The following is a 23,045-nucleotide window of genomic DNA, read 5'->3' as shown; positions in this document are numbered from 1 at the left end:
ATATGAAAGCCATTATATTGCAACAGCCCGGAAAACTTGAGGCCATTACCAAACCTATGCCACAAAAACCCGGCACAAAAGAGGTGCTGATGAAAATTAAAAACATCTCTATTTGTGGCACAGATTTGCATGCCTATAAGGGCCATCAGCCATTTTTTTCTTATCCGCGTATTTTGGGGCATGAAATTGCCGCCGAAGTTGTAGCAATTGGAGAGGGCATTACCCATCTTAAACCTGGAGATCTGTGCAGCATCGAGCCCTACCGCAACGCTGTGGTAGACCAGGCTGTGAGGCGGGGAAAAACTACCTGCGGTAGCAAGCTAACCGTATTGGGCGTGCATGAAGATGGCGCTTTACAAGAATATTTTATATATCATGGCGAAAACGTGCATAAGGCAAATGGCCTTACACCAGACCAGGCTTCCATTGTAGAGCCTTTTGCTATTGGAAGCCGTGCAGTAGAAAGAGCAGAAATAACTGCAGATGATCTGGTTCTGGTGGTCGGCACCGGGCCAATAGGCATTACCGTAATTGCTATGGCCAGCTTAAAAGGTGCTAAAGTTATTGCGCTCGATGTAAATGCACATAGGCTGAACTATGTAAAAGAAAACTTTGCAGCAACTGAAACACTTTTACTAAATGATAACATACTTAACGAGCTTCAAAATTTACTTAACGGCGATATGCCAACAGTTGTTATTGATGCCAGTGGCAACAAAAATTCGATGGAAAAGAGTTTTGAATACGTGGCTGCCGGTGGCACCATTGTCTTTGTAGGTTTGTTTCAGGGCGATGTTGTTTTCAATGACCCAAATTTTCATCGTAAAGAATTAACAGTTAAGGCTAGCAGGGCCGCAACATCAGCGGATTTTAAAAAAGTAATAGCAGGCTTTAAAAATGGCACCATCAATACAAAGGGATATATTACCCACCGTATTGCATTCGATGATTTGATCAATGACTTTGAAAAGTTATACCTTCCAGAAAAAAATTTAATCAAAGCCATTATAGATTTTTAAATGCTTTTCATTTCAATAGCCTGCTATTTATTTTTCACTGCCTTGGGGAAATAGTCTGTAGAACTTTTGCGCTTACCATTAAAGAACAAAGCGTAGCGAATGAGCTTATCCTTTTGCAATAGTAAAGGTTGTTTGTAAACAGACGACTTCACACCAACCTCTGACCCATCAGTGGTATATCTGATGACACTGGCATTTGTAGGGTCAGTAAGGATAATGCTAACTGTGCTATCCGTATGCATTGATGTTCGTATGGCAGGTACCGGAATACGAAAATTTACCCCCTGGCTGTCATAGCGCTGGTATTGTACACTAAGCCTGCTTTTGAAATCATCAAAGTTTCTAGCATATTTTGGTGTCCAGTCAATTTCTGCCAAAGCAGCAATACGAGGATATACCATATATTCGAAATAGTCTTCTGTGCCGATAAACTCTGTCCAAAGGTTAGCCTGCGCACCTAAAATGTGTTTTGCTTCTATTTCATTTAATGCAGGGTGTACGGGCTCAAAAGCATAAACACTGTCCAGTGGCACCCAATAGCCAATAGCCATCGGTTCTATTTTAGTATCAGCTTGATAACCATCAAGATATAAATGAGAAGAGGGAGACATAATTACATCATGACCAGCTTTCGCAGCCTTTAAGCCACTTTCAACGCCTAACCAGGAGTGAAGTGTGGCATTTTCGGCGAGGCCTCCCTGCATAATTTCCTCCCAGCCGATTATTTTTTTCCCCTTGCTGTTAATGAACTTTTCCATACGCTGTATAAACCAGCTTTGTAGCTCAGCCTCATTTTTGAGCCCTTCTTTTTTCATGCGTGCCTGACATTTCGGGCAAGCATGCCATACGCCGTGCGGAGCCTCATCACCACCAATATGGATATACTTAGAAGGAAATAATGGCATCAATTCATTTAATACATCTTCTAAAAATGTAAACACAGTATCATTACCTGCACAATACAAATCCTTAGAAACACCCCAAACTTTCCTTACTTCAAAAGCTTTACCATTCTCAAAACTAACCTCTCCGCAAGCCAGGTAAGGATAGGCTGCGATCGCTGCCGCCGAATGACCGGGCATTTCTATTTCCGGAATTACTTCAATGAACCTGGATTTGGCGTAAGCCACTACTTCTTTTATTTGTTCCTGGGTATAAAAGCCTCCGTACCTGATCGTGTCCAGATTCTGCTCACTTATACCAATTTGCGTTCCATTCCTGTAAGCAGCTATTTCCTGTAATCTTGGATATTTTTTGACTTCAATTCTCCAGCCTTGATCTTCAGTTAAATGCCAGTGAAATTTATTCAATTTATGCTTAGCAAGCTGATCTATGAACTTCTTGATGTACTCAACAGAGAACATGTGCCGGCAGTTATCCATCAACATGCCACGCCAGCTGAAACGGGGCTCATCTGCTATATAAACCCCAGGTAGTTTTTTAGCCCCATTAACCGGGACCAACTGCAATAAGGTTTGTATGCCATAAAAGAGACCATTTTCAGTTCCTGCTTTTATAGCAACTCCGTTATTGATTACTTCTAATGTATAACCTTCCTTAGCTGTTATTTTTGGATCAATGTTAAGGCTGATTATTTTTGCATTTTTTTCCATCCACATACCTGTACGTAGCTGTAGATTTATTCCCACTGTTTCCCGTATGGAAGCCTGGGCAAAGGTTGCAAGGTCTTTTAAATCAGCTGAAGGATAGCTGATATACACATCCTTATCCAGATTGAAGCTTGCTTTTCGTGCTTCCATTTTCGCCGGTAAGGGAATAATGGAAATTGGAGATTGCGCAGATGAGTTGAGGATACAAATCATGAACAGCGCTAGTGATATCAGTTGTTTCATTTTCTATTCTTAATATATATTTATTTTGAAAACCTTCATTTTAACGGTACGGCTACATTTATCGAATGTTCACGGTTATTGACCCCCATTGCTCCGAATAAAATTATCGGTACACCTTTTTCACGATACAGCCAGGGCCGCTCAATTTTATCTTCGCTTAATTTGCCATCAGCAAATTTTAGCTTGTATGGCGCAACCGCAGGATATTTTGAAGCTTGCCAATCGATGCCGTCTGTTGACTGCAATAAGGCCAGGGTAGATTTTCCTTTGTTAAAATAATCTACCACATCGCGTACAATAGCATAGTATTTACCTTTGTAAAACCAGATATAAGGATCTTCGGCCAGCATTTTTACCGCATCGGTTTGTATATCCTTAAAAGTAAAAATAGGTTCGGAATGTTTGGTAAATGGGCCCAATGGAGCATTAGCAAATGCCACACCGAAGCTTACCTTACTGCCATTGGGTGCTTTTTTATCAGTACTTTTATAAATCAGTATTACTTTGCCTTTATCATTTACTGCAACCGCCGGATTATTCACCATCATGGCATCAAATGCAGTGCTATCCAGACTTATATCCAATACAGGTTTGTCAAAACGTTTGAATTCTGCCTCCGGGTTATCGGCTACGGCTACCCCAATCCGCTGGTTGTTTCGGTATTCCCACCAGTTTTTATCAGCCATTGTAATGGGTTGCTTTAACGTGCTTTTGCCAGTGGTACCCATATAGTAGAGGTAATACTTCCCTTTGTGTACAATAACATAAGGATTGTGCGTAGTAGTACCATCCCAATATTGGTTGCCCCTTGCTTTTAATACTACCTTAATGTGTTTATAAGGCCCTCCCGGTTTATCGGCCTTTGCCAATGCAATTTCTGATTTGTTCACCCAGGCATAATGGCCATCCTTGCGTGGCCATCGGCTGTAGAACATATAATATTTACCATTTTTACCTTTAACCACAGAGCCACACCAAATGTCGTAATCTTTATCGCCAAAAATATTGGTTTGAGGGATTGGCTGTATCATAGAAAAAATATCAACGTTATCCATTGATACCAGATTGCCGTTTTGATCTATCTGTGGCTTTTGGGCCTTGCTGTAAAAACTTGCAGATAGCATGACCATACTTAAAACTACCTTTATTATTTTACTGTTACATTTCATGTTTCTATACTTAAATATTGATGTTTTTTATTGTGCCCGCTTTAAGCCTTATTTTTATTACTTTGCCTTCGTACCTGACGGTATAAATGCTATCTTTTGATGCTTTTAAATTAGCCTGAGTTAATTTTTTATTTTTCCAGCTCATGCTCACTTCTACATTTCCTCGAGCCTTTAGTCCGCTAACGCTTCCATTTCTCCAGGCATCCGGCAGCGCAGGCAGTAAGTGAATTTCTCCTTCATGGCTTTGTAACAACATTTCAGCTACGCCAGCGGTATATCCAAAATTCCCATCAATTTGAAAAGGCGGGCACACATCAAAAAGGTTGGCGTACAGGCCACTTTTGTAACCGCTAGTTTCTGTTGCGGGCACAAAGCGGATGAGTTGTTGAACCATATCATATGCCTTATTGCCATCAAATAACCTGGCCCATATATTTATTTTCCATCCCACGCTCCAACCAGTTCCGCCTTTACCCCTTGCATCCATAGAACGGATGGCAGCCTTTGCCAACAAAGGTGTTGTTAATGGGGCTATTTGTCTGCCGGGATAAACGGCAAATAAATGCGAATTATGCCGATGATGGTCGGTAGAATCATCGACATCCTCCATCCACTCCTGCAATTGTCCCCACCGGCCAATCTGCGGGCCTAGCATATTTTTTCGCACACCCTCAATTTTATTGCGATACGCTGCATCAATATTTAAAACTTTAGATGCATCTATGAAATTGCTGAATAAATCATACACGATCTGCTGATCGTAAGATGCACCGGGATAAGTTGTTTTATCTTCTTCTTTTTTACCAGGGCCATGCTCTGGCGACCAGCCATCGGGGCTGATGAGTTTACCGTCTTTATTGGGTACCAGGAAGCTTTCCCAATATTCGGTCAGTTCTTTTAATAGCGGATAAGCCCGTTGCTTTAGAAAAGTTAAATTACCAGTGTAGCAATAATGTTCCCAAAAATGTTGTACTAACCAGGCGCTTCCCGGACGATGCAGCCGCCATCTGCTGGGCCCACCCATTACATTATTGGTGCTGTATGCCACCCAGCCTTTCTTAAGGTTCAGCAAGCTGTCTTTCGAGCCCCGATTCACATTACCTAGGTTTTGCACCCAATCTAACATCGGATAATGGCATTCCGTTAAATTGGTAACTTCGGCAGGCCAATAGTTCATTTGTACATTAATGTTAGTAGTATACTGCGCATACCAGGCAGGCTTCACATCATCATTCCAAATACCCTGCAAATTGGCAGGTACACCGCCTTTGCGTGATGAACTAATGAGCAAATACCTTCCATACTGAAACAGCAGGGCATCAAAATCAGGATCGGTTTTACCTTGTGTATAGTCTTTTAAGCGGGTAATGGTACTTTTATTGGGTGCCTGTCCCAGCGTTAATTGTACACGGTTATACAAATTGCCAAAATCTTTCTCATGTTCAGTTTTTACAACAGCATAAGGTTTTGCCACCACAGCAGCCATCTGTTTTACCAATTTGTGATGTGGAGCTTCTCCTAAAAAATTTTTACCAGAAAAGGGTTTGAAACTGGTCCCGGCAACGAGATATAAAGTAAATACATCGGCATCCTTAACAACGATGGAGGAATCGGTTTTGCTCATCGTCCCACCTTGTGCCTTTAGTTGTAAGCGAGCCTCGTACTGCATTTTGTTTTCCAAAGTACCTGCAAATGAAAGTCCATTACCGGTAATTACAGTTTTTCCCTGATGTACATCTTTCAACAACACTTCTACATTTATTTTTTTTGGGGAAGATGCTTTTACCTGCATTAGCATCGCCTTATCGGGATGGCTGATAAAATATTCGCGGTAGTAATGGGTACCGCCGCTGGTATAAGTTACGGTTTGTAAAGCCTTATTTAAACTGAGCTGTCTTTTGTAACCACTTGAATTTTTATGCTTCCATTTTAAATAAATATTACCAAAGGGCAGGTAACTCCCAATGGTTTCGGTAGTGCCCGTAACCAATGTGCTTTCGTTAAACTGGATGCGTTCGGTATCAGTGCCGCTAAAAATCATGGCACCCAAGGTGCCATTTCCGATGGGTAAAGCTTCCAGCCAATGATTGGCAGGCTGGGCATACCATAAGGTTTGATTGCTGATGGGCTGTTTATTATTTTGGGCGTATATCGAAATATCATTGCCAGCCATTATCAACAAGCAGGAGATCAAACTATAGCACAAGGGAAAATTTTTGAATAGATCAGAAATCCGTATTTTATTTTTCATTTTGAAGCATTAGATTTTCATAATACGCCCATTATTTTATATACATTGATGTAATTAAACCTCGGATTTACATCAACAGAAAGAACAAGTTTATCTTTCAGCTGTTCAAAATCTGTTTTTTCTGTACCGCCAAGTAAATTAACAGCAGTTATTTTATTGGTATTATAAGCAGATTGCCAGCCTAAAGCCGGTATTTCAATTTTGCCCTTTACCGGGTTGAGTACAAAAACATATAATACATTACCTTTTGTCGTAAAGCGCACTTCGTTATTCGGATAAGCAGGGCTGGCGATTGTCCGTTCATTAAAATCTTCATTCTCTTGCTGCTTATTAGCTTGCAGATCTGTTTCGCTAATGTTCTTTTCCTGCCTGCCACCGTGCAGGTTATCGCCGTATATTTTCCATGGCCTGCTGCCATAAATAGCCTCAGCATTTGCATTTACCCATCTTCCAATGGTATCAAGAATCAGCTTATGCTTTGCGGGAATAGTTCCATCTGGCAATAGTTCTACGTTTAACAATAGGTTTCCATTCTTGCTCATGTAATCTGTCAGGGTTTCAATTACCGTTTTGGCATTATGCCTTAATGGCTTGTCACTTTTATAAAACCAACTGCCGAAGGTTAATGTGCCTTGCCATGGCTGAGATAGTATCGTTCTGGAACCCCCGCGTTCAAAGTCATTGGCTACTGAAGGTTCGTTGTCCATTTTTCCCGCCACCAGCACTGATACTTTCCCATCCTTCTGCAGGTTCTGGTTGTAAAAATAGCTGCAAACTTCTTTACCATAGTCTCCATATGGAAAACCGTAGCCATCAAACCACAGCATATCAGGTTTATATTTACTTATCAGTTCTTCATGACGCTTAACATAGTTTTCTTTCACACCTTTTATCCATTCTTGTGTACGTTTTTCAGGTGGTAAACCGTACAGATCTGCAGGATCAAGACCTTCCCACCACTTCCCTTTTCCATCTGCCTTGGTCATCCAGCCATCGTATCTTAGCCCTTTTTTTGGTCCGGAAGTATCTGCACCAAAAGCGGTTTTCCACCAATCCAAATACCTGTCATCATGAGAGCTGACACCAAAGGGGATCCCATACTTCAAAGCCGACTTTTTGAACATCCCGATCAGATCCTTCTTAGGCCCTACATTTACAGAATTCCATGGTTGGTAGGTGGAGGCAAAATTATCAAAGTGGTCGTGATGGTTGGCCAGGGCTACAAAATACTTGGCGCCAATGCTTTTAAAATACTTTAGGAGTTCATCGGTATTTAACTTATCTGCTTTCCAGGCATGTATTACATCCTTAAAACCTTTTTCAGAAGGATGTCCATAAGTTTTCAAATGATAATTATAAGCTTCGGCGCCCCAGGTTTCGCTGCCGACATTTTGCATATACATATGCCGTGCATACCAGCCCCCTCCTTTTTCGGGCTGGGTTTGAGCCCCCCAGTGTACCCATATTCCAAAACGCGCTTCGGCAAACCATTTTGGAAAATGATAGTCTTTACGTAATGCTTCCCAGGTAAGTTTTTTTTGTTGGGCTGATGCATTTAGTGAAATAAAAGCAGTGATGAATAGCAAGCCTATTTTTTGGTTCAATTTCATTGTGGGTGTTTTAATAATGCCGTTCATAAAAAATGAACGGCATTTATTGAAGCTAAGTTTTTTTGATTGACAAGAACCACTACTTATTGGTTATTGTTGATGTTCCCTAAAAATCATCCACTGCTGGTTTTGTCCGTTGGTATTGTTTTCTTGTACTATCCTCATCCCATTAGCTGTAGACGATTGATAAACCCCTGCAATACGGTTGCTGGTCATGTTTACAATCTGATAATATCCCAGTACATTTGGAAGCAACCTGTAGCGCTGGTTTCCGCCCTCATTCCATGAATTTTGGGCAAACTGTAAACCAAGACCTGTAGCGGTTCCATCCCTTGCATCTAACACTTTGCCACTATTGTAGTTTGTTAATTTAAGATCTGCGCCACCGGGCTCAATTAGCCATTTTTGATTTGCGCTTAAATCTCTGGTTCCTTGCTGTACGCCCGCCACATCAGCTAAAGAAGCATTGATAATTTCCATGGCCTTTCCGCTATGCCTTGCAATTAGTGTAAAAGGAACGGTAGGGTAAAAGCCTTTGTTGGCCGGATTGCCGGCGCAAAAGTTAACCAGTTTTAGCAACGAGCTTTCTTCGCTTTTAGGATCGTGCATAATTTGCCACATCATCATACCACCGATACCTTGTTGCAGGCAATAGGCTACTTTTTGCCTTAGTACAGGATGTCCATCGTACCACCAGGATTTGGTTGCGGTAGGCGTTTGATAATTTAAGGCATAGGCTTTGGGAGATTGTTGGAGGATAGTTTTTAACGAAACCTGCGTGTTCTTAACGCCGTTTAGGTATTGCCAGGCGTAGCCCGGAAAACCCATATTAATTTTTGATGCTGGTAGTTTGGTGTTAAAATTAGCAAAATCAAGTTGAAACTGGCCAAAAGATGAATGTGAACCAGGCGAACTACCGTAATCATAACACATTACATTTAAAAAATCCAGCCTGCTGTATACTGCGGCAGATAATTGATTTCTTTGATAGGCTGACAATGCTGCCGAAAGCTGTTTATTGTATAATCTTAACGTATCAGAAAGCTGTACTACAAAACCATTATAATCAGCCGTAATGCGCTCATTTTCCAAATCAACATCCACGCCGTCAAAATTATAATCAGTAAGTACTTTTCTGATATTTGAAATTACCTGGGCCCTATTGGCTGGCTTGATCAGATTGTCCCAATAGGCCGGTCCACCACCGCCGCCAAAAGAGAAATGCATCCTTACATCCTGGTTATGCCCTTTTATTACGGCCTGTGCAATATCATTACTAATGGTAAATACACCACTAGAGTTTGGATTGATGAACGAAATACAAACATCTGTTAGCTGGTCAATGTTTACCGAATCCATTTGTTGTTCCCAGGAACCTCCAAAAATAGCATAGTAACCGTACATGCGTAAATTGGTTTGGAGTCCTGCTGGATGCCCGAGAATGCCTTTCTTTCCATTCAATGGAGGTTTTTCTTTAGCATTGTCTGTCTCTGCAACAGCAGGTGATTTTTTACAAGATTGCATAGCAACACTGAATAATACAAGTGTAGCTGCAACCATGGTTAATAATTTTTGCTTTTTCATACTTTAGTTTTTTTGGTTAGGTTAATAGTTTATATTCAAAAGTTAATTGAAAGATTATAAACTGCTTTTAGTGTAGCTCCTGTTGTGATACAATATAGCCTGTCGGTCTTACTACAGTGATCACTGCTCTGCCCTCAAAACCTTTATCTACTTTTAAGCTGATCTTTTCACCAGGCTTTATTGGAGGCAACATATATGTTTTCCCATTTTTATAATCTTTTGACTCCTTTGAGAGGTAAAGTTTATATCCTTTTACGGTATGCTGAGGCAAACCGATGCTTCCGAAAATGGTTAATGGTACTGCTCCTTTTTTTATTCCGTTAGGATTATTGTCTATCAGCACCTCAACAGGTGATGACAACTCACGGAGCACTTTCATCGATGGTTTGGGTTTGCCATACATATCATATACGCCATGTATCCTCCTTTTAAATCTGCTGCTTTCGCTGGTACCTGGATAATGGGTACGGTAATCTGTCAAATCAAAATAAATAGCTCCCTGCACATATGGCTTGTTTTCAAAAACAGCCATATGGTATATCAGATCATGAATTCGTCGCTCATCACCTCCTTTAAAATTAGGCTCGCACAGACCAAACTCAGAAATGATAAAAGTTTTGTCAGGATAACTCATATGGATGCTATCCAGATAATTACCAATTTTGGCTATTGGTATCTGCCACCAGCTGCCGCCATATTCATTCATCATTAAATAATCACCCTGGCTGGCAGCATCTGGTACAAAGTTGGGATGGTTTGAAAAACTGCTGGTCAGGGTATTGCTTACGTAAGCCGTCATACGGTCCGGATCGCGCTCCCGGCTGCGCTTCATCAGGTGATAAATCATCTCCTTTACATCTGCATCCCGCCCACGCAACTCGTTGCCAACCGCCCAGGAAAATATACAAGTATGGTTGTAAAAATTATCAACCATACGTTCTAACTGTTTCATAGCAATAGTACTGATATCTTTATTAGCAGGCGTTTCCGGACCCCAAAGAGGAATTTCCTGCTGCACCAAAATTCCGTTCCTATCGCAAAAATCATAAAATAGCTCATCCTGCTGAAAATGCATCCGCGTAAAAATGGTGTTTACATCCTTTAGCAGTTTGCAATGACGGATAATCTCTTCATCCGTTTCAGCAAACCCATAATCTGGATTGGATCCCGCCGTCCACTCTGCTCCCATTAGCTTCACTGCTTCGCCGTTTAAGAATAGCTGACCACCCTGCGTTTTTAATTCCCTGAAGCCTATACTCGTTGTAACCTGATCTACTGCCTTTTTGCCCAGCATTATTTTTACTTGTACCTTGTAAAGGTTTGGAAAATCGAAATGCCATGCATTTACTTTTGGAATATCTACTTCTGCAAATGCTTCGGTGCCATCCCATTTAGGTTTTACTGTTTTTGTAAATACCATGTTATGGGTGTTTTGATTGTCTTCGGTAACCTGGATCGAGTATTGAATATCCTTAGATGGCTGATGGAAACCCAGTTTTATTTTTAAGTGCCCGCTACTGTCAGCCAAACCTAATTTTGGCACAACATGTATATATTGCGCAGCAGGCTTTCCACTTACAATTAAAGCCACCTTTCTAATCAACCCGCCATCGTTGGGCCAGTCAAAAGAATTACTAAACGGCACCTTTTTTTCACTGTACGCATTATTTACGGCTACAATTATTTTGTTATCTGCACCAAAGCTGAGCTTGCCGCTCAGGTTAACACTGATTTGGTTAAAGCCATCTCCAATATTTTCAGCTATTTTTTTACCATTGACATAAATACTTGAAGTATGGTTAATAGCACCAAACCGAAGTAGTACATTTTTATTTTTCCAACTGGCCGGCACTTTTAAGGTATAACTATACCAGCCCCATCCGTAGTGATTTTGAGTAGCATCATCCACATTCCAGGTATGTGGCAAATTTACCATTTTGGCATTGGGCAAGTCTTTTTCGAACCAATTTTTGGCAAGGCCTTCTCCCTTTAAGTCTATGGCAAATTTCCAGTTGACGTTTAAGGGGATAGTATCCCGTTGTGCGAAAGCAGAAAACCTGCAAAAGAAGCAACAGGATAATAAAACAATTATTATCTTAGGTTTCATTAGTTAGTTCAAATTCGTTTACATATTCCGGCAGCTCAAAACGCTAGCTTACACGGGTACTACCCGGTTGCTCCATCAGTTTTTTCAACTCGTTAAAATGATCTTTATAAACACCACGCGGGGTGGTTTTTTGCTGAATACAAATAGCGGCAGCTTTGCCAACAATTTCGCCCATCATACCACAAGTGCGCATTACCCTTACCGGGCCAAGGCCATCATTGGTTACACTGATATCTCTGCCGGCCATAAATAAATTATCGATGTTACGGCTATAAAGAATCCTGTAAGGTGCCCAATACACACCATCGTACACATAACCTTCGCCGGTAGATGCCTGTGATATAAATTCCTGACCTTTTAGTCCTTTATCGAATTGTTCGTTTGCTTTATGTATATCAATATGCCACGAACATGGAAAAACTGCATCGTCAAATTCTTTTCTTTTGAGAAAATCTTCGCCAGAAAGTACAACATCTCCCATTAATCTACGTGATTCCCTCTTACCTGCTATAAATGCACACCAGCCCAAACGATGGTTGGGATATAATTTATCAACATTTTTTAGCGCATCCCAGGCGCCATACATAGCCCTTAAGTTTAAATCCCTGATTTTTTCGACATCTGTAATCGGATCTTTATCAAAACCACTTTCCCAGAACCAACCACCTAAATTACCTAAGGGATCTTCACTGCCCCACTGACCCTTATAATTTTTGCGTCCCGGAAAAGGTTTATCACTCAAATCTATCGCCCATGGGCAACGCGGAAAAGGCTGCGCCAGGTTACCGGTATCCAATGATAAGGTCAGTGCTGTTTTATCTTTACATTCGCATTCTATTACTTTTTTTGCATCGGCAGCATCGAAAACATTCCATAAATTAGACACACCCATGATATTTGAGCTTGCAATCTCGTAATCCGCTCCCGCCATAAACCCAATTACGGCATCTCCGGTACAATCGGCGAAATAAGTAGCCTTTATCTTCTTTTGCAAAGCTGTTCTGGTACTTTGAACAATTACTGCAGAAATTTTATCCTTTGTATGTTCTACACCAATTGCCCGGTGTTCCGTCAGCAAAGTAATCCTTGGTTCATCGGCAACTATCTTCAGCTTGCGTTCATCGCCAAAATACTGGCCTTGTACTGCATTTCTTGAACCATACACAAAGTCCGGAAGATCTGGAAGCATCAGCTCTTCTACGATGTCACCGATGTGTATAAACGGCTTTTGCCTGGTTTTACCTTCCGGCCATACCCTTACTTCTGAACTTCCGTTACCTCCTAAAACAGGCCTGTCTTGTATTAGAACTACTTTTAAACCATTGCGGGCGGCAGCCAGGGCCGCACAGGTTCCTGCCAATCCAGCACCAACTACCGCTAAATCAAATGCACCGCCATCTGCAGGTTGGTTTGGCAAGCCAAGTAATTCTCTTCTGAACTTAGTTAAGGCTTTAACCTCATCTGTAGGCTTAAATTTTTTGTCTTTACAAAAAAGTATTGCGTCGCATCGTCCCTCAAATCCGGTTAAATCATGTAATGCTACACTCGCCTTATTACCTACTCTTACCAAACCACCATCATGCCAATGCCATTCTTCTCCTTTAGTACCGAAAACTTCTTTTACCGGTTTACCGTCAATAACAACCTGAAATTTACCAGGCGCACCCGGCACTTTCCATGGCGCTACCCAATCCCTTGTGCGTACCCATATGCGGTACTGGCCGGCAGAAGGAAACTGGACGGTGGTTTTGGCATCATTAACAGGAACCCCTAAACCGTGGGCCAATAAATATGGTGAACCCATTTGATCCATAGATTGCTGGTCCAGATCCCATCCGCCCAAATCCGCAAATTGCTCAGCCTCTAAAAAAAGAAATTCTCCACTAAAGGCTTCTTTGCTCACATTGGCAAATAAATTAATGCCTGCAAGCAAAAATAAACTTGTACTTCCTGCTTTACCAATAAACTGTCTTCTATTCATCTTTATCCGTCAAAAAAAGTTCTTAATCCTTTATTCTAACCTGAGGCCAGGATAATCCGGCCACCATTATTAATAAAATGGCATCCGGCCAGGCGACCGGATGCCTTTAATTTTATTGCTGCCTGGCGATGCTTATGGTCCAGTCGTGTTGTGATCCATCAGCAGAGTAAACGCGGTAAACATAGGGCCCTTTAGAAAAATCGGCAATAACGCCAGCAGCAGGTGCTCCGTTTAACGGTTCTATCTTGGTAGCCTCATTTGCTAACCGGATACCCATTTTAGTGATATCCAAGGCTGGGTTTGAAGGTGAAATCGTACCTGTTGGATTATTAACAACCACATTGATTTTGAAGTTCACCCGATCAATAGTGGTGGTGTTGCTAAGCCCTCGCACCTGGTAACCCGTTACCGGTTCGTTGTAATTTAGCGGATTGGTAACGGTGATATAATCAAAGGTTGTAACCGCAGTGATAAACGCCTTATCTCCGTATATAGAAAAATCAGGTTCTATACGGGCTTTGGTACAAGCACCCAGGCTTAATATCATTAAAAAAGCTATCAATCGAATTTTATTATTTTTCATTTTAATTAAATTAAATGTCTATAAAATTAGTTCCAACCTGGGTTTTGAGTAAGTGTAACATTGGCATTTGCCTTATAAACCTGTATTTGTGATACGGGGACAAATGTGAGGTAATCCCTGCCCGGGTTAATGTAAAAACCTGCTGCTGTTGCATTCTGAAACTGTGCAGATTTGAAATATGGATTGATACGTCCACTGCCTGTAAAAGCACCTACATTTGCATTTGAGCCACTTGTATTTAACAGCGGGAAAATAACTCCAGCTGTATTAAAACCATCAGCAGCTAAGGCGCCTGGTGTATTAAAATAATCCAAAAACTCCTGTAATTGTGCCCCTTTAGGTACATATCCATTAATGGTTTTATCATAAACAGCCCAGCGTTTAATATCATCTAAACGGTATCCTTCCAATGCAAATTCTATGGTTCGTTCGCGTCTTATTTCATTAACAATATTGGGAGCTCCGGCTGTAAAGCCCAAATCCTCGCGGTACGCCGAAGAAGGGAAACCTTGTACTGTGGCTAAATTCATTGGTGCTATGGTAGTAGCTGTTCCAGCAAACCTACCACGAATTACGTTAACAGTTTTATCTAAATCTGCCTGGGTGATGGTACCTAAAATAGCTTTTGCTTCTGCTAAAGACAACAAACCCTCTTCGTAACGGATAAAAATATCATCGGTTTCTCCTTTGTATACTTCTGCAGCATTTAATACAACACCTTTAAAAGTACGGTATCCTGTACTTGTAACACCAGGCTGTGATAATATCAATGCAGGAAGAGGATAACTTAAGTTCTGCGAGCCAAATTCTCTTCCCGGAATTTTTCCGTATGGACCACGGTCTGGTGTATAAATGGTTTGTCTAAATCGTGGATCTAATTGGGTAGAAAGGGTATTTAATTTATTGTATGGAGTAGTCAGGTTTTGTGGTGAACCATCTTTGTTCAAATACATATCAACCAAATGGTCGGTAATTGATGGTCCATTATCGTTTGTTTTTAGGTAAAAGTTGTTGCTTTGTGTTAATTTAGCGCCATCGTATGCCCTATACCAAAACACACCATCAACAGTTGACATATCATTTTGGGCAAACAACCTGTTGTAGGGTTCGGCACCTGTTTTATAAATACGGGTTCCCTGATAATTGATGAGCTCTTGCATGGCTGGTTCAACCAGTGCTAAAAATTCCTTGCCATCTTTACCAGCTACAGCAAAAGGGGTATTTTTTAATCCATGGTAATATTCCCAGGTACCTTCGAACAAGGCCACTCTGCTTTTAAATACAATGGCGGCTTCTTTATTAATTCTGCCTGCAACAGCTTCGCCCTGACCTTTCCAATACAGTTTTTTAATGGCCGAGTCCAGATCTTTAATGATCTGTTTGGCCACCTCGTTGCGTGATTGTCGGGGTTTGTACAAATTGGGAACATCATTGTCAGTAACCAAATCGGTAATGATTGGTAAATCTCCGTACAGTTTTAACATGGTAAAATAATCAAAAGCCCTAAAAAAGTAACCTTCGCCCATAAAATGATCTGCAGCAGGGGTTTTCTCTACTTTGCCTATGGCATTCTTAAAAAGATAATTATCTTGACGAATGCGTTGAAAACCAGTGGACCAACCACTGGATTCTGCTCCAGCTATACCTGTAGCACTTGCCTGGTTTAAAGTAGCCGTAACTATAATACCATCTATCAGTATATCCGAGCCAACATCAAGCCTCGAATTATCGGCATTTGTATTAAAAATATAGAAAGGCATACGGGTTTCGTACATTGCATTTACGTAAGTCCTGATATCTGATGCGGTATTAAAAAAAACTTCAGGTGCAATTCTATCCTGTGGTAGCTGATCCAAAAAATCCTTTTTACAGGCGCCGAATATGGTAATGCAAAGCAGGCCCAAGTACGCTATCTTTGCTGCTATATGTTTATGTTTCATGATCGTATCTTTAATATTGTATTAAATCAAATATGTAACTGGTATATTATAAGGAGACATTTAATCCAAAAGAATAGGTTCTCATGGGCGGATAACCAATACCACCAGCTGCAGAAAGTAATGCAGGATCGTAGTTTACAAAAGCTTTGTTATAAATAAAGCCCAGATTTTCGCCACTTATATATAAATTAACTTTTTGCAGTTTCACTTTTTGCAACCACTTGCTTGGCAGGTTATAGCCCAAAGTAACATTGCGTACCCTTAGATGAGCCAGATTTAACATGTACTGATCGTTAATTGCAGGCACCTGACCTACAGCCGGTAAAAATGCGTCACGGTTATCTGTATTCCAAAATCCTTTATCTAAAGTTTGTTGGTAAAACGGAGAGAAAAACTGTCCTGCCTGACCAAAAACGAGCTCATTATTCACATATTGTTTCCATTGCATTACGCCCTCTAAAATTGCAGATACCGAAAAATTGTTCCATGAGAAAGATGGCAATATTGAATAACTTTTACGCGGATAATTAAAGCCATCGGTTTTTAAATCTCCGGTACTTGACCAAGCACCGGCAGTTCCACCATTAATAAATCCATCTCCATTACTATCTGCATAAGTAATATAGCCCGGATAGCCGTAACTTCCATTTAAAACCTTCCCATTTAAAGCGCTAGTATTTTGTACAATGCCCTGGCTGGTATAAACCAGGTTTTGCCCAAAAAGTACACCCGGTGTAAATGAGGCTCTGGCACCGGTAGGGTTTAAGTTGTATTTTACCACATAGCCAATATAATCGCTCATTAAAAATGACAAACCATAGTCGGCGTCTTTTCCTGCCAATTTAAATTTATCGTTCCATCCAATATTTACTTCCCATCCACGGGTTTCGGATACGGCAGTATTTTCAGGTGGAGTAGCGGTCCCTAATACTTGTGATATAGGCCTGGCCTGATTAGCCTGATCATATACGGTGCGTTGGTACCAATCATAGGTTATGGTTAACCTGTTTTTTAATGCTGTAATATCAACACCAAAATCAAGTACAGCTGGTTTGGTCCAGGTTAGGGTACTGCTTACCAAATTAGATGGGGTCAAATAGTTGATTAAATTACCGCCCAACAATGTTTGCGAACTTGTTGCTTTAGGCATGGTGGGTAAATAGGCATAATAGTTCGGGGCGCCGGTAAGTGCATCAACGGAAGCCAAATCGCCTGTTTTAGACCAGGAAGCTCTTACTTTAAACTGTGATACCTGATCTTTAAATTTCCAGAAATTTTCATTGGCTACGTTCCAACCTGCAGAAATAGAAGGAAAATAACCCCATCTCGACTGTGGTGCAAACCTTGAGCTGGCATCGGCACGGGCTGCTAATTTAAACAGGTATCTTTCCTTAAAATCGTAAGTAATAACACCATAATAACCCAAAGTTCCCCAATGGTATAAAGCATCATTAGCTGTAAAGGGCCCGGCAGTAGTGCTTATACTGGTTACCGCATCTTGAGCGAATAATCCTTGGCCAGCCCCATCTAATTGTTTATATTGATTGTTTTCTACCTGTGCGCCAACCTGCGCCAAAAAATGGTGCGCATTGGCTAGGGTTTTGGTATATTCTGCCGATAGTTTACCATAACCGTAATCGGTACTACCAAATGATTTACTTGCAGCACTAGTTGCTGCACTTCTGAACCCATTGGTAACGGTGCCGTTCGGATTGTAAGAATATACAATTTTTTGTATAGTCTCATTAAAAAAAGTATTGTTCCTAAAACTATAACTTCCGTTAATGGTAATCCCCTTTAGTGGTCTTAAGTTAAAGCCTCCGGTAAATATTAAATCGTTACTGGTAGCGGCAACTGAACCTCCTATTATTGACGACAGATAAACTGGTGAGCTATAGTAGTTTGGATTATCTGGATTACGGAGTGGGTTGTTTAAAAATTCGCGGCCCAGGAAAGAGAAAAAGGTACTGTAATTATTTCCCTGCCCCATAATATTCGGACCTAAGGTATTTGCACGTGCATAGTTAAAACTGGCATCTAAATCCAGCCAATCGGTAGCTTTAAATTGTAGTTTTGTTAGCCCATTATATCTTTTGTAATAATTATCTACTGGTTTTAGTACACCAGCAGTATTGTTGTAACCTAAACCCACATAATATTTAACGCGTTCACTACCACCAGAAAAGCTTAAGTTTTGGTCTGTAGCTGGCACGGCGGTTTTGAAATACGCATCATTATAATCATCGGTACCAAAACTGTTATATCTGCTGTAACCAGCGCCCACAGGGAAAGAGCCATTGATGACATATTTCATATCTAAACCCGCAAAAACTGGATTGGAATAATCACCCGCGGCATGTGCTTTAATTCTTTCTAAAGATAAATCATCAACTATTTTTACTCCTGTACCATTTGGCGTAGCGAGCGCTATTTGATTGAGATAAGTTGCCCAATCATAAGTACTAGGTAGTTCTGGCATCATGGCAGCTGTAGAGAATTTATAGTTGGAGGTATAATTTACGACCATTTTGCCATTGCTACCACTTTTGGTAGTAATTAAGATTACCCCATAAGGTGCCCTGGAACCATAGATGATGCTAGAAGCACCATCTTTAAGTACAGAAATAGACTCTACATCATTTGGGTTTACATCTTGTATACGTCTTTCTACACCATCTACCAAAACCAAAGGGCTTCCGCTACTATTCATAGAAGTAAAACCCCTTACATTTAATGAAGGAGAACTTTCTGGCGCCCCACTATTGATACTAATGTTTAAGCCAGGCGACAGTCCTTTTAAACCTTCAGCCAGTGATTTTAAAGGGCGGTCTTGCAGTGTTTTGCCGTCAATAGAGGCTACAGCATCAGTAAGGTTTTGTTTTTTAACCCTGCCATAAGCGGTTACCACAACTTCGCCCAGAAGCTCTTCAGTATTGGAAAGTACAATCGTTCCATTTTTTATGTCATTTACTGCCACCTCCCTACTTTGGTAACCAATATAGGAAATGATCAGTACCGCATTTTCATCCACATTTCGCAAATAAAAATCACCGCTGGTATTGGTGGTGGCAGCATTATTTACAATACCTTTTACTTTTACAGAGGCTCCGGGCAAGGGTTTTCCATCCTGGTCTACAACCTTTCCTCTCACATCAATTGCATTTAGCGCAACTATGATCCGGCCAAAAAAAGAATCATCATTCTTTACCTTCACCATTACCGTCTTATCTGAAATCTCGTACATCAAGGGCTGCCCCTCAAAACAAGCCTTCAAAGCACTGATGATATCAGCATCTTTAAGTTTAACAGTTACCGGCTTAGATTTTCTAAATGCCTGATCAGCATAGATAAAATCATAGCCGCTTTGACTGCTAATTGACTTTAATACTTTCTGAAGCGTCTTACCCCGCTCATCAAGTGTAATCTGCGCCCTGGTTGAAGCACTGAGCTGAAGCAGGCATGCAGTCATAATGAATATGGTTAGTTTCATTACAAGTATAAATTTATTTTTACTCGTATGATACCTGCTCTCCCGGAAGACCGGGTTCGAGGTCATAATCCGTAAAATTTGCATGGGAATGCCGACAATACGGCCCATCCCAACATTCTCGTTAATTTTCATTAATTTTGGTTGTTTTGGTTCTTGTTGATCGTTTAGTTCTTTAAAGGATATTGACAGTACCAAATCGCAAAGCGGGAGTAGGTTGAAGCATTCCCGCTTTTTCTATATTACTGCCTGATTTGTAAAATTTTATGGCATAACAATAATCCTCCTTCCTTCTAAAGTTAAACGGGCGCCCCCCGTATAATTAATTTTATCTAAGATCTTTGAAATGTTATCATAACGGCTGATCACCCCTGTAAAGGTGGTAACCGGCCGATCGCCTTTATACAACACCTCCACATTGTACCAACGGGAGAGCTTCCGCATTACACTGGTAATATCTTCCGATGTAAATATAAATTTACCATTCTTCCAGGCAACAGCTTCAGTTACATCCACCTTTTCAACAGCAATTTTCCCCGACAGCCCTGATACGGCCTGCTCACCCGGGTCAAGTACTGTCGAATTATTTAATTGTACAGCTCCTTCCAGTAAAGTGGTCCTGGTAAGCACCTCATCCGGATACGCATTGACGTTGAAATGCGTGCCTAAAACTTTTACCTGTTGTTTATCCGTTTCCACAATGAAGGGATGTAATTTATCTTTAGCCACTTCAAAATAGGCCTCACCTTCCAACTTTACCTTTCGTAATCCAGCTTTATTAATTACAGCATCATAAGTTAAACTTGACGCGGCATTGATCCATACCACAGTACCATCAGGCAAGCGCAACTGATAGGTTTCTCCTTTGGCGGTAGAAATGGTATTTATTGTATTTGTTCCGGTTATCTGACCCTGTATTTCATAAATTAACTGCCCATCCCTTGTTTTTCGGATCACGACTCCCGCCTCTTTAGCCAACTCTCCGTTTGCTGCCTCAGCTAACCTTATTTTTTTCCCATTGGCAAGTATTAGGGTAGCCCCATTTCTTGCGGGTTTGATATTACCGGCATGTACCTGCATCTGAAATACTTCATCTTTAGTTTTATTGGAATAATTGAGATAAAACAGCAATCCCACTGTAAAGATTACCACAATTGCTGCTGCATAGGCAAACAATCTGCTGTAGCTAAACAAAACAATTTTTGACTGAGGTTTCATTTGAATATTCTTCCAGATCAGGGACATTTCCTGTTCCAGATCCTCATCAATAGCATCAGCGCTATGCCTTACTGCATACGAATTATACCAGGCTTCAACAGCAGCCCTTTCTTGCTCAGTACAGGTGCCTTTGTGATATTTTTCCAGTAATGCCAATGCTTCTTTATTTTCCATTTGGTGCTTGGGGAAAGTACCCCTTATATTGATAAGACACATGAAACTTGTTCAGGTAGTATTTTTTAAAAATAAAAATCATTTTCGGTTACCATTCACCAAAAAATGGACAATTCTACAGGCATGGCCCTTGCTCCGCTCATTTTTAATCTCACTGATTTTTATTTTAAGCACATGTTCCCGATCTGGCAATCCACTTTGCAACAATACGTACCAGGGCAAATGCAGACTATTGCTCCAGGGTGTGTACAATTCCTGCTTTATAAAATTGCTACCATCGATACTCCATTCAATTGTCCCGGCATCTGGCCCCGATACCACCCCCAATCCGATTGAAGTACCTTTAAAATTGTAAGTTAACACTGCCCCTATACTATCGCCTTCCAATACTGGTACGTGCACAAAACCGGGCCTGGTTTGCATATTATCAGCAGGTTGCCAGTCATTTTTCAATATCCAGCCACTTTGCAATTTCGCAGATGAAAGCATGCCATAATAACCATACTGAAAATTAGCAGGGTTTATTGATTTAAGTCGTTGAGCAGGTCTGCTAACGCTTTTGGCAGTTAAGCCTTTGTCTAAAGCTGCTTTGATCACAGAAAAATAAAGTTGCTGGCCAAAGGGACTGGGGTGAAGGTTTTTAAAATCTTTTTCCCAGCTAAACTCGCCATTTTGGATTTTATCATGTACTAACTTTGCCAGGTTGATAGAAATAAGTTGATAATATGCAGCAATTTTTTCGTGATTCAGAACTTCAAGAGGCACTTTACCCTTATCATAATTCTGATTCTTGTCTGGATCGGAAAACTCCATCATTACAATATCTATCTTCGGATTAGCATGTTTCGCCTGCCTGATAATCCCCTCAAGTGCCAACAATTGGGTTAAACTATCGGTTCCATTGGCATGGTCATTAACTGCAGCTTCAACAAATAATAAATCAACTTTATTTAAATTGGGTAAATCTGTTGACAAGCGAAAAGCATGCGGTAAGCTACCCAAAGATCCAATACCCGCATTAATAAAATTAAAACGGGTATCAGGATATTGCATTTTTAATGCATGACAGATTTTTTGACGCCATCCCTCCATATTGGTGATAGATCCTCCCAGAAAAGCTATTGTCGTGTTACCACTCCTGATTTTTTTTTGGGTATTGGCTAAGCCTGATCGTAACATAATGTAATCATCGGCAGGAATTACATCTGCTCTGGATTGGGCATAGCTTGAAAGTCCATGAAAACTAAAAATAATCGATATTAACGACAAGACAAAGCTCTTCATTTTTTAAGGATTTGGTCTACTCTAAGTTAAAGCCATCTGCAGAAGAAATGTAAATGAATATTGACGACTTATGTCTCTATATTAGCATCAATTGAGTCAATAATCCAATTATATGGTAAACCAATATCAGGATCTGGTATTTAAATAAATAAACAAAAGAGAAAGGGGTATATTTAACTTGCGGCGTAAGATATGGAGTGCTTTATTGATCTGCTTTTTGACTGTTAGATCAGAAATATTCAGCATTTCAGAAATTTTGGCATGATTAAGATTCTCGTTTCGGCTCAGCTCAAAAACCTGTCGCATTTTTTTTGGCAACATTTCTACCTCGTTATCGATCAACCGCTTTAGTTCATTGAAATTTACTTGCACATCTGTACAGAAATCCCCCTTATCATAAAAATTTCCCAGTTCAGCCAGGTAATGATTTTCCTGTTTTTCCTTACGGATCATATTTAACACACTGTTCCTTACAGACCGATATAAATAAGCATTCAGGCTGGTGGACAATTCCAGTTCTTTTGCTTTGTTCCAAAAGTTGGTAAAAACCTCCTGGACTATGTCCCTAGCTTTATCACTGTTGTGCAGCATGCGGCGTGCATGTAAATAGAGAACAGACCAATACCTGTTATAGATTTCTGTAAATGCATAATCGTCTCCTGATTTAAGTAAGGTCATCAAATCAACATCCGAAAGTTTATTATAAAGTTCCATCAAAATTTAAATACCGTATGTTTTAGGTTACTAATTTCCGCTGCATAGGCATATATAAATATACTGAATAT

The 23,045-nt window shown here is 40.5% G+C and carries 14 protein-coding genes; 1 reads left to right on the top strand and 13 read right to left on the bottom strand.

All coding sequences use genetic code 11. The features are described 5' to 3' along the window. Window positions 1–2 precede the first annotated feature (2 nt). Window positions 3–1,019: a zinc-binding alcohol dehydrogenase family protein gene (locus R2Q85_RS15255; RefSeq protein ID WP_316812661.1), complete on the top strand. Its 1,017-nt coding sequence runs from the start codon at window positions 3–5 to the stop codon at window positions 1,017–1,019. A gap of 23 nt (window positions 1,020–1,042) precedes the next feature. On the opposite strand, the gene R2Q85_RS15250 is transcribed toward R2Q85_RS15255, so the two are convergent. The 13 genes from R2Q85_RS15250 to R2Q85_RS15190 form a co-directional block, all read right to left on the bottom strand. Continuing rightward, window positions 1,043–2,872 (bottom strand): beta-N-acetylhexosaminidase, encoded by a 1,830-nt coding sequence (locus R2Q85_RS15250; protein WP_316812660.1) that lies wholly within the window; start codon window positions 2,870–2,872, stop codon window positions 1,043–1,045. A 35-nt stretch (window positions 2,873–2,907) separates the two neighbouring features. Beyond that, on the bottom strand, window positions 2,908–4,041 hold the full coding sequence (locus tag R2Q85_RS15245) for a glycoside hydrolase family protein (protein ID WP_316812659.1): 1,134 nt from the start codon (window positions 4,039–4,041) through the stop codon (window positions 2,908–2,910). A 10-nt stretch (window positions 4,042–4,051) separates the two neighbouring features. Next, window positions 4,052–6,292, bottom strand: a complete 2,241-nt coding sequence (locus R2Q85_RS15240; protein ID WP_316812658.1) for a glycoside hydrolase family 95 protein — start codon at window positions 6,290–6,292, stop codon at window positions 4,052–4,054. Window positions 6,293–6,309: 17 nt separating this feature from the next. Then, on the bottom strand, window positions 6,310–7,902 hold the full coding sequence (locus tag R2Q85_RS15235) for an alpha-L-fucosidase (protein ID WP_316812657.1): 1,593 nt from the start codon (window positions 7,900–7,902) through the stop codon (window positions 6,310–6,312). A 90-nt stretch (window positions 7,903–7,992) separates the two neighbouring features. Continuing rightward, on the bottom strand, window positions 7,993–9,486 hold the full coding sequence (locus R2Q85_RS15230; RefSeq protein WP_316812656.1) for a glycosyl hydrolase family 18 protein: 1,494 nt from the start codon (window positions 9,484–9,486) through the stop codon (window positions 7,993–7,995). Between the two features lie 67 nt (window positions 9,487–9,553). Beyond that, window positions 9,554–11,593, bottom strand: coding sequence for a glycoside hydrolase family 2 protein (locus R2Q85_RS15225; protein ID WP_316812655.1), 2,040 nt, complete (start codon window positions 11,591–11,593; stop codon window positions 9,554–9,556). Between the two features lie 43 nt (window positions 11,594–11,636). Next, entirely contained in the window at window positions 11,637–13,574 is a 1,938-nt protein-coding gene (locus R2Q85_RS15220; protein WP_316812654.1) for an FAD-dependent oxidoreductase, read from the bottom strand. A 112-nt stretch (window positions 13,575–13,686) separates the two neighbouring features. Beyond that, window positions 13,687–14,157 carry a DUF5018-related domain-containing protein gene (locus R2Q85_RS15215; RefSeq protein WP_316812653.1) on the bottom strand — a complete coding sequence of 157 codons (471 nt, stop codon included), beginning with the start codon at window positions 14,155–14,157 and terminating at the stop codon, window positions 13,687–13,689. Between the two features lie 26 nt (window positions 14,158–14,183). Further along, window positions 14,184–16,097 (bottom strand): RagB/SusD family nutrient uptake outer membrane protein, encoded by a 1,914-nt coding sequence (locus R2Q85_RS15210; RefSeq protein WP_316812652.1) that lies wholly within the window; start codon window positions 16,095–16,097, stop codon window positions 14,184–14,186. A 46-nt stretch (window positions 16,098–16,143) separates the two neighbouring features. Further along, complete coding sequence (locus R2Q85_RS15205; protein WP_316812651.1) at window positions 16,144–19,719, bottom strand: SusC/RagA family TonB-linked outer membrane protein; 3,576 nt, start codon at window positions 19,717–19,719, stop codon at window positions 16,144–16,146. Window positions 19,720–19,848: 129 nt separating this feature from the next. Continuing rightward, window positions 19,849–20,976, bottom strand: coding sequence for a FecR family protein (locus R2Q85_RS15200; protein WP_316812650.1), 1,128 nt, complete (start codon window positions 20,974–20,976; stop codon window positions 19,849–19,851). 78 nt (window positions 20,977–21,054) lie between these two features. Further along, window positions 21,055–22,260, bottom strand: a complete 1,206-nt coding sequence (locus tag R2Q85_RS15195; protein ID WP_316812649.1) for an SGNH/GDSL hydrolase family protein — start codon at window positions 22,258–22,260, stop codon at window positions 21,055–21,057. Between the two features lie 126 nt (window positions 22,261–22,386). Beyond that, window positions 22,387–22,974, bottom strand: a complete 588-nt coding sequence (locus R2Q85_RS15190) for an RNA polymerase sigma-70 factor (RefSeq protein WP_316812648.1) — start codon at window positions 22,972–22,974, stop codon at window positions 22,387–22,389. Window positions 22,975–23,045: the final 71 nt, after the last annotated feature.

Origin of the sequence: Pedobacter heparinus (genome assembly GCF_032678725.1) — a bacterium.
Taxonomy (GTDB): Bacteria; Bacteroidota; Bacteroidia; order Sphingobacteriales; family Sphingobacteriaceae; genus Pedobacter; species Pedobacter heparinus_A.
The sequence above is the reverse complement of the archived record's forward strand: the minus strand, read 5'-3'. Positions and strand labels throughout refer to the sequence as shown.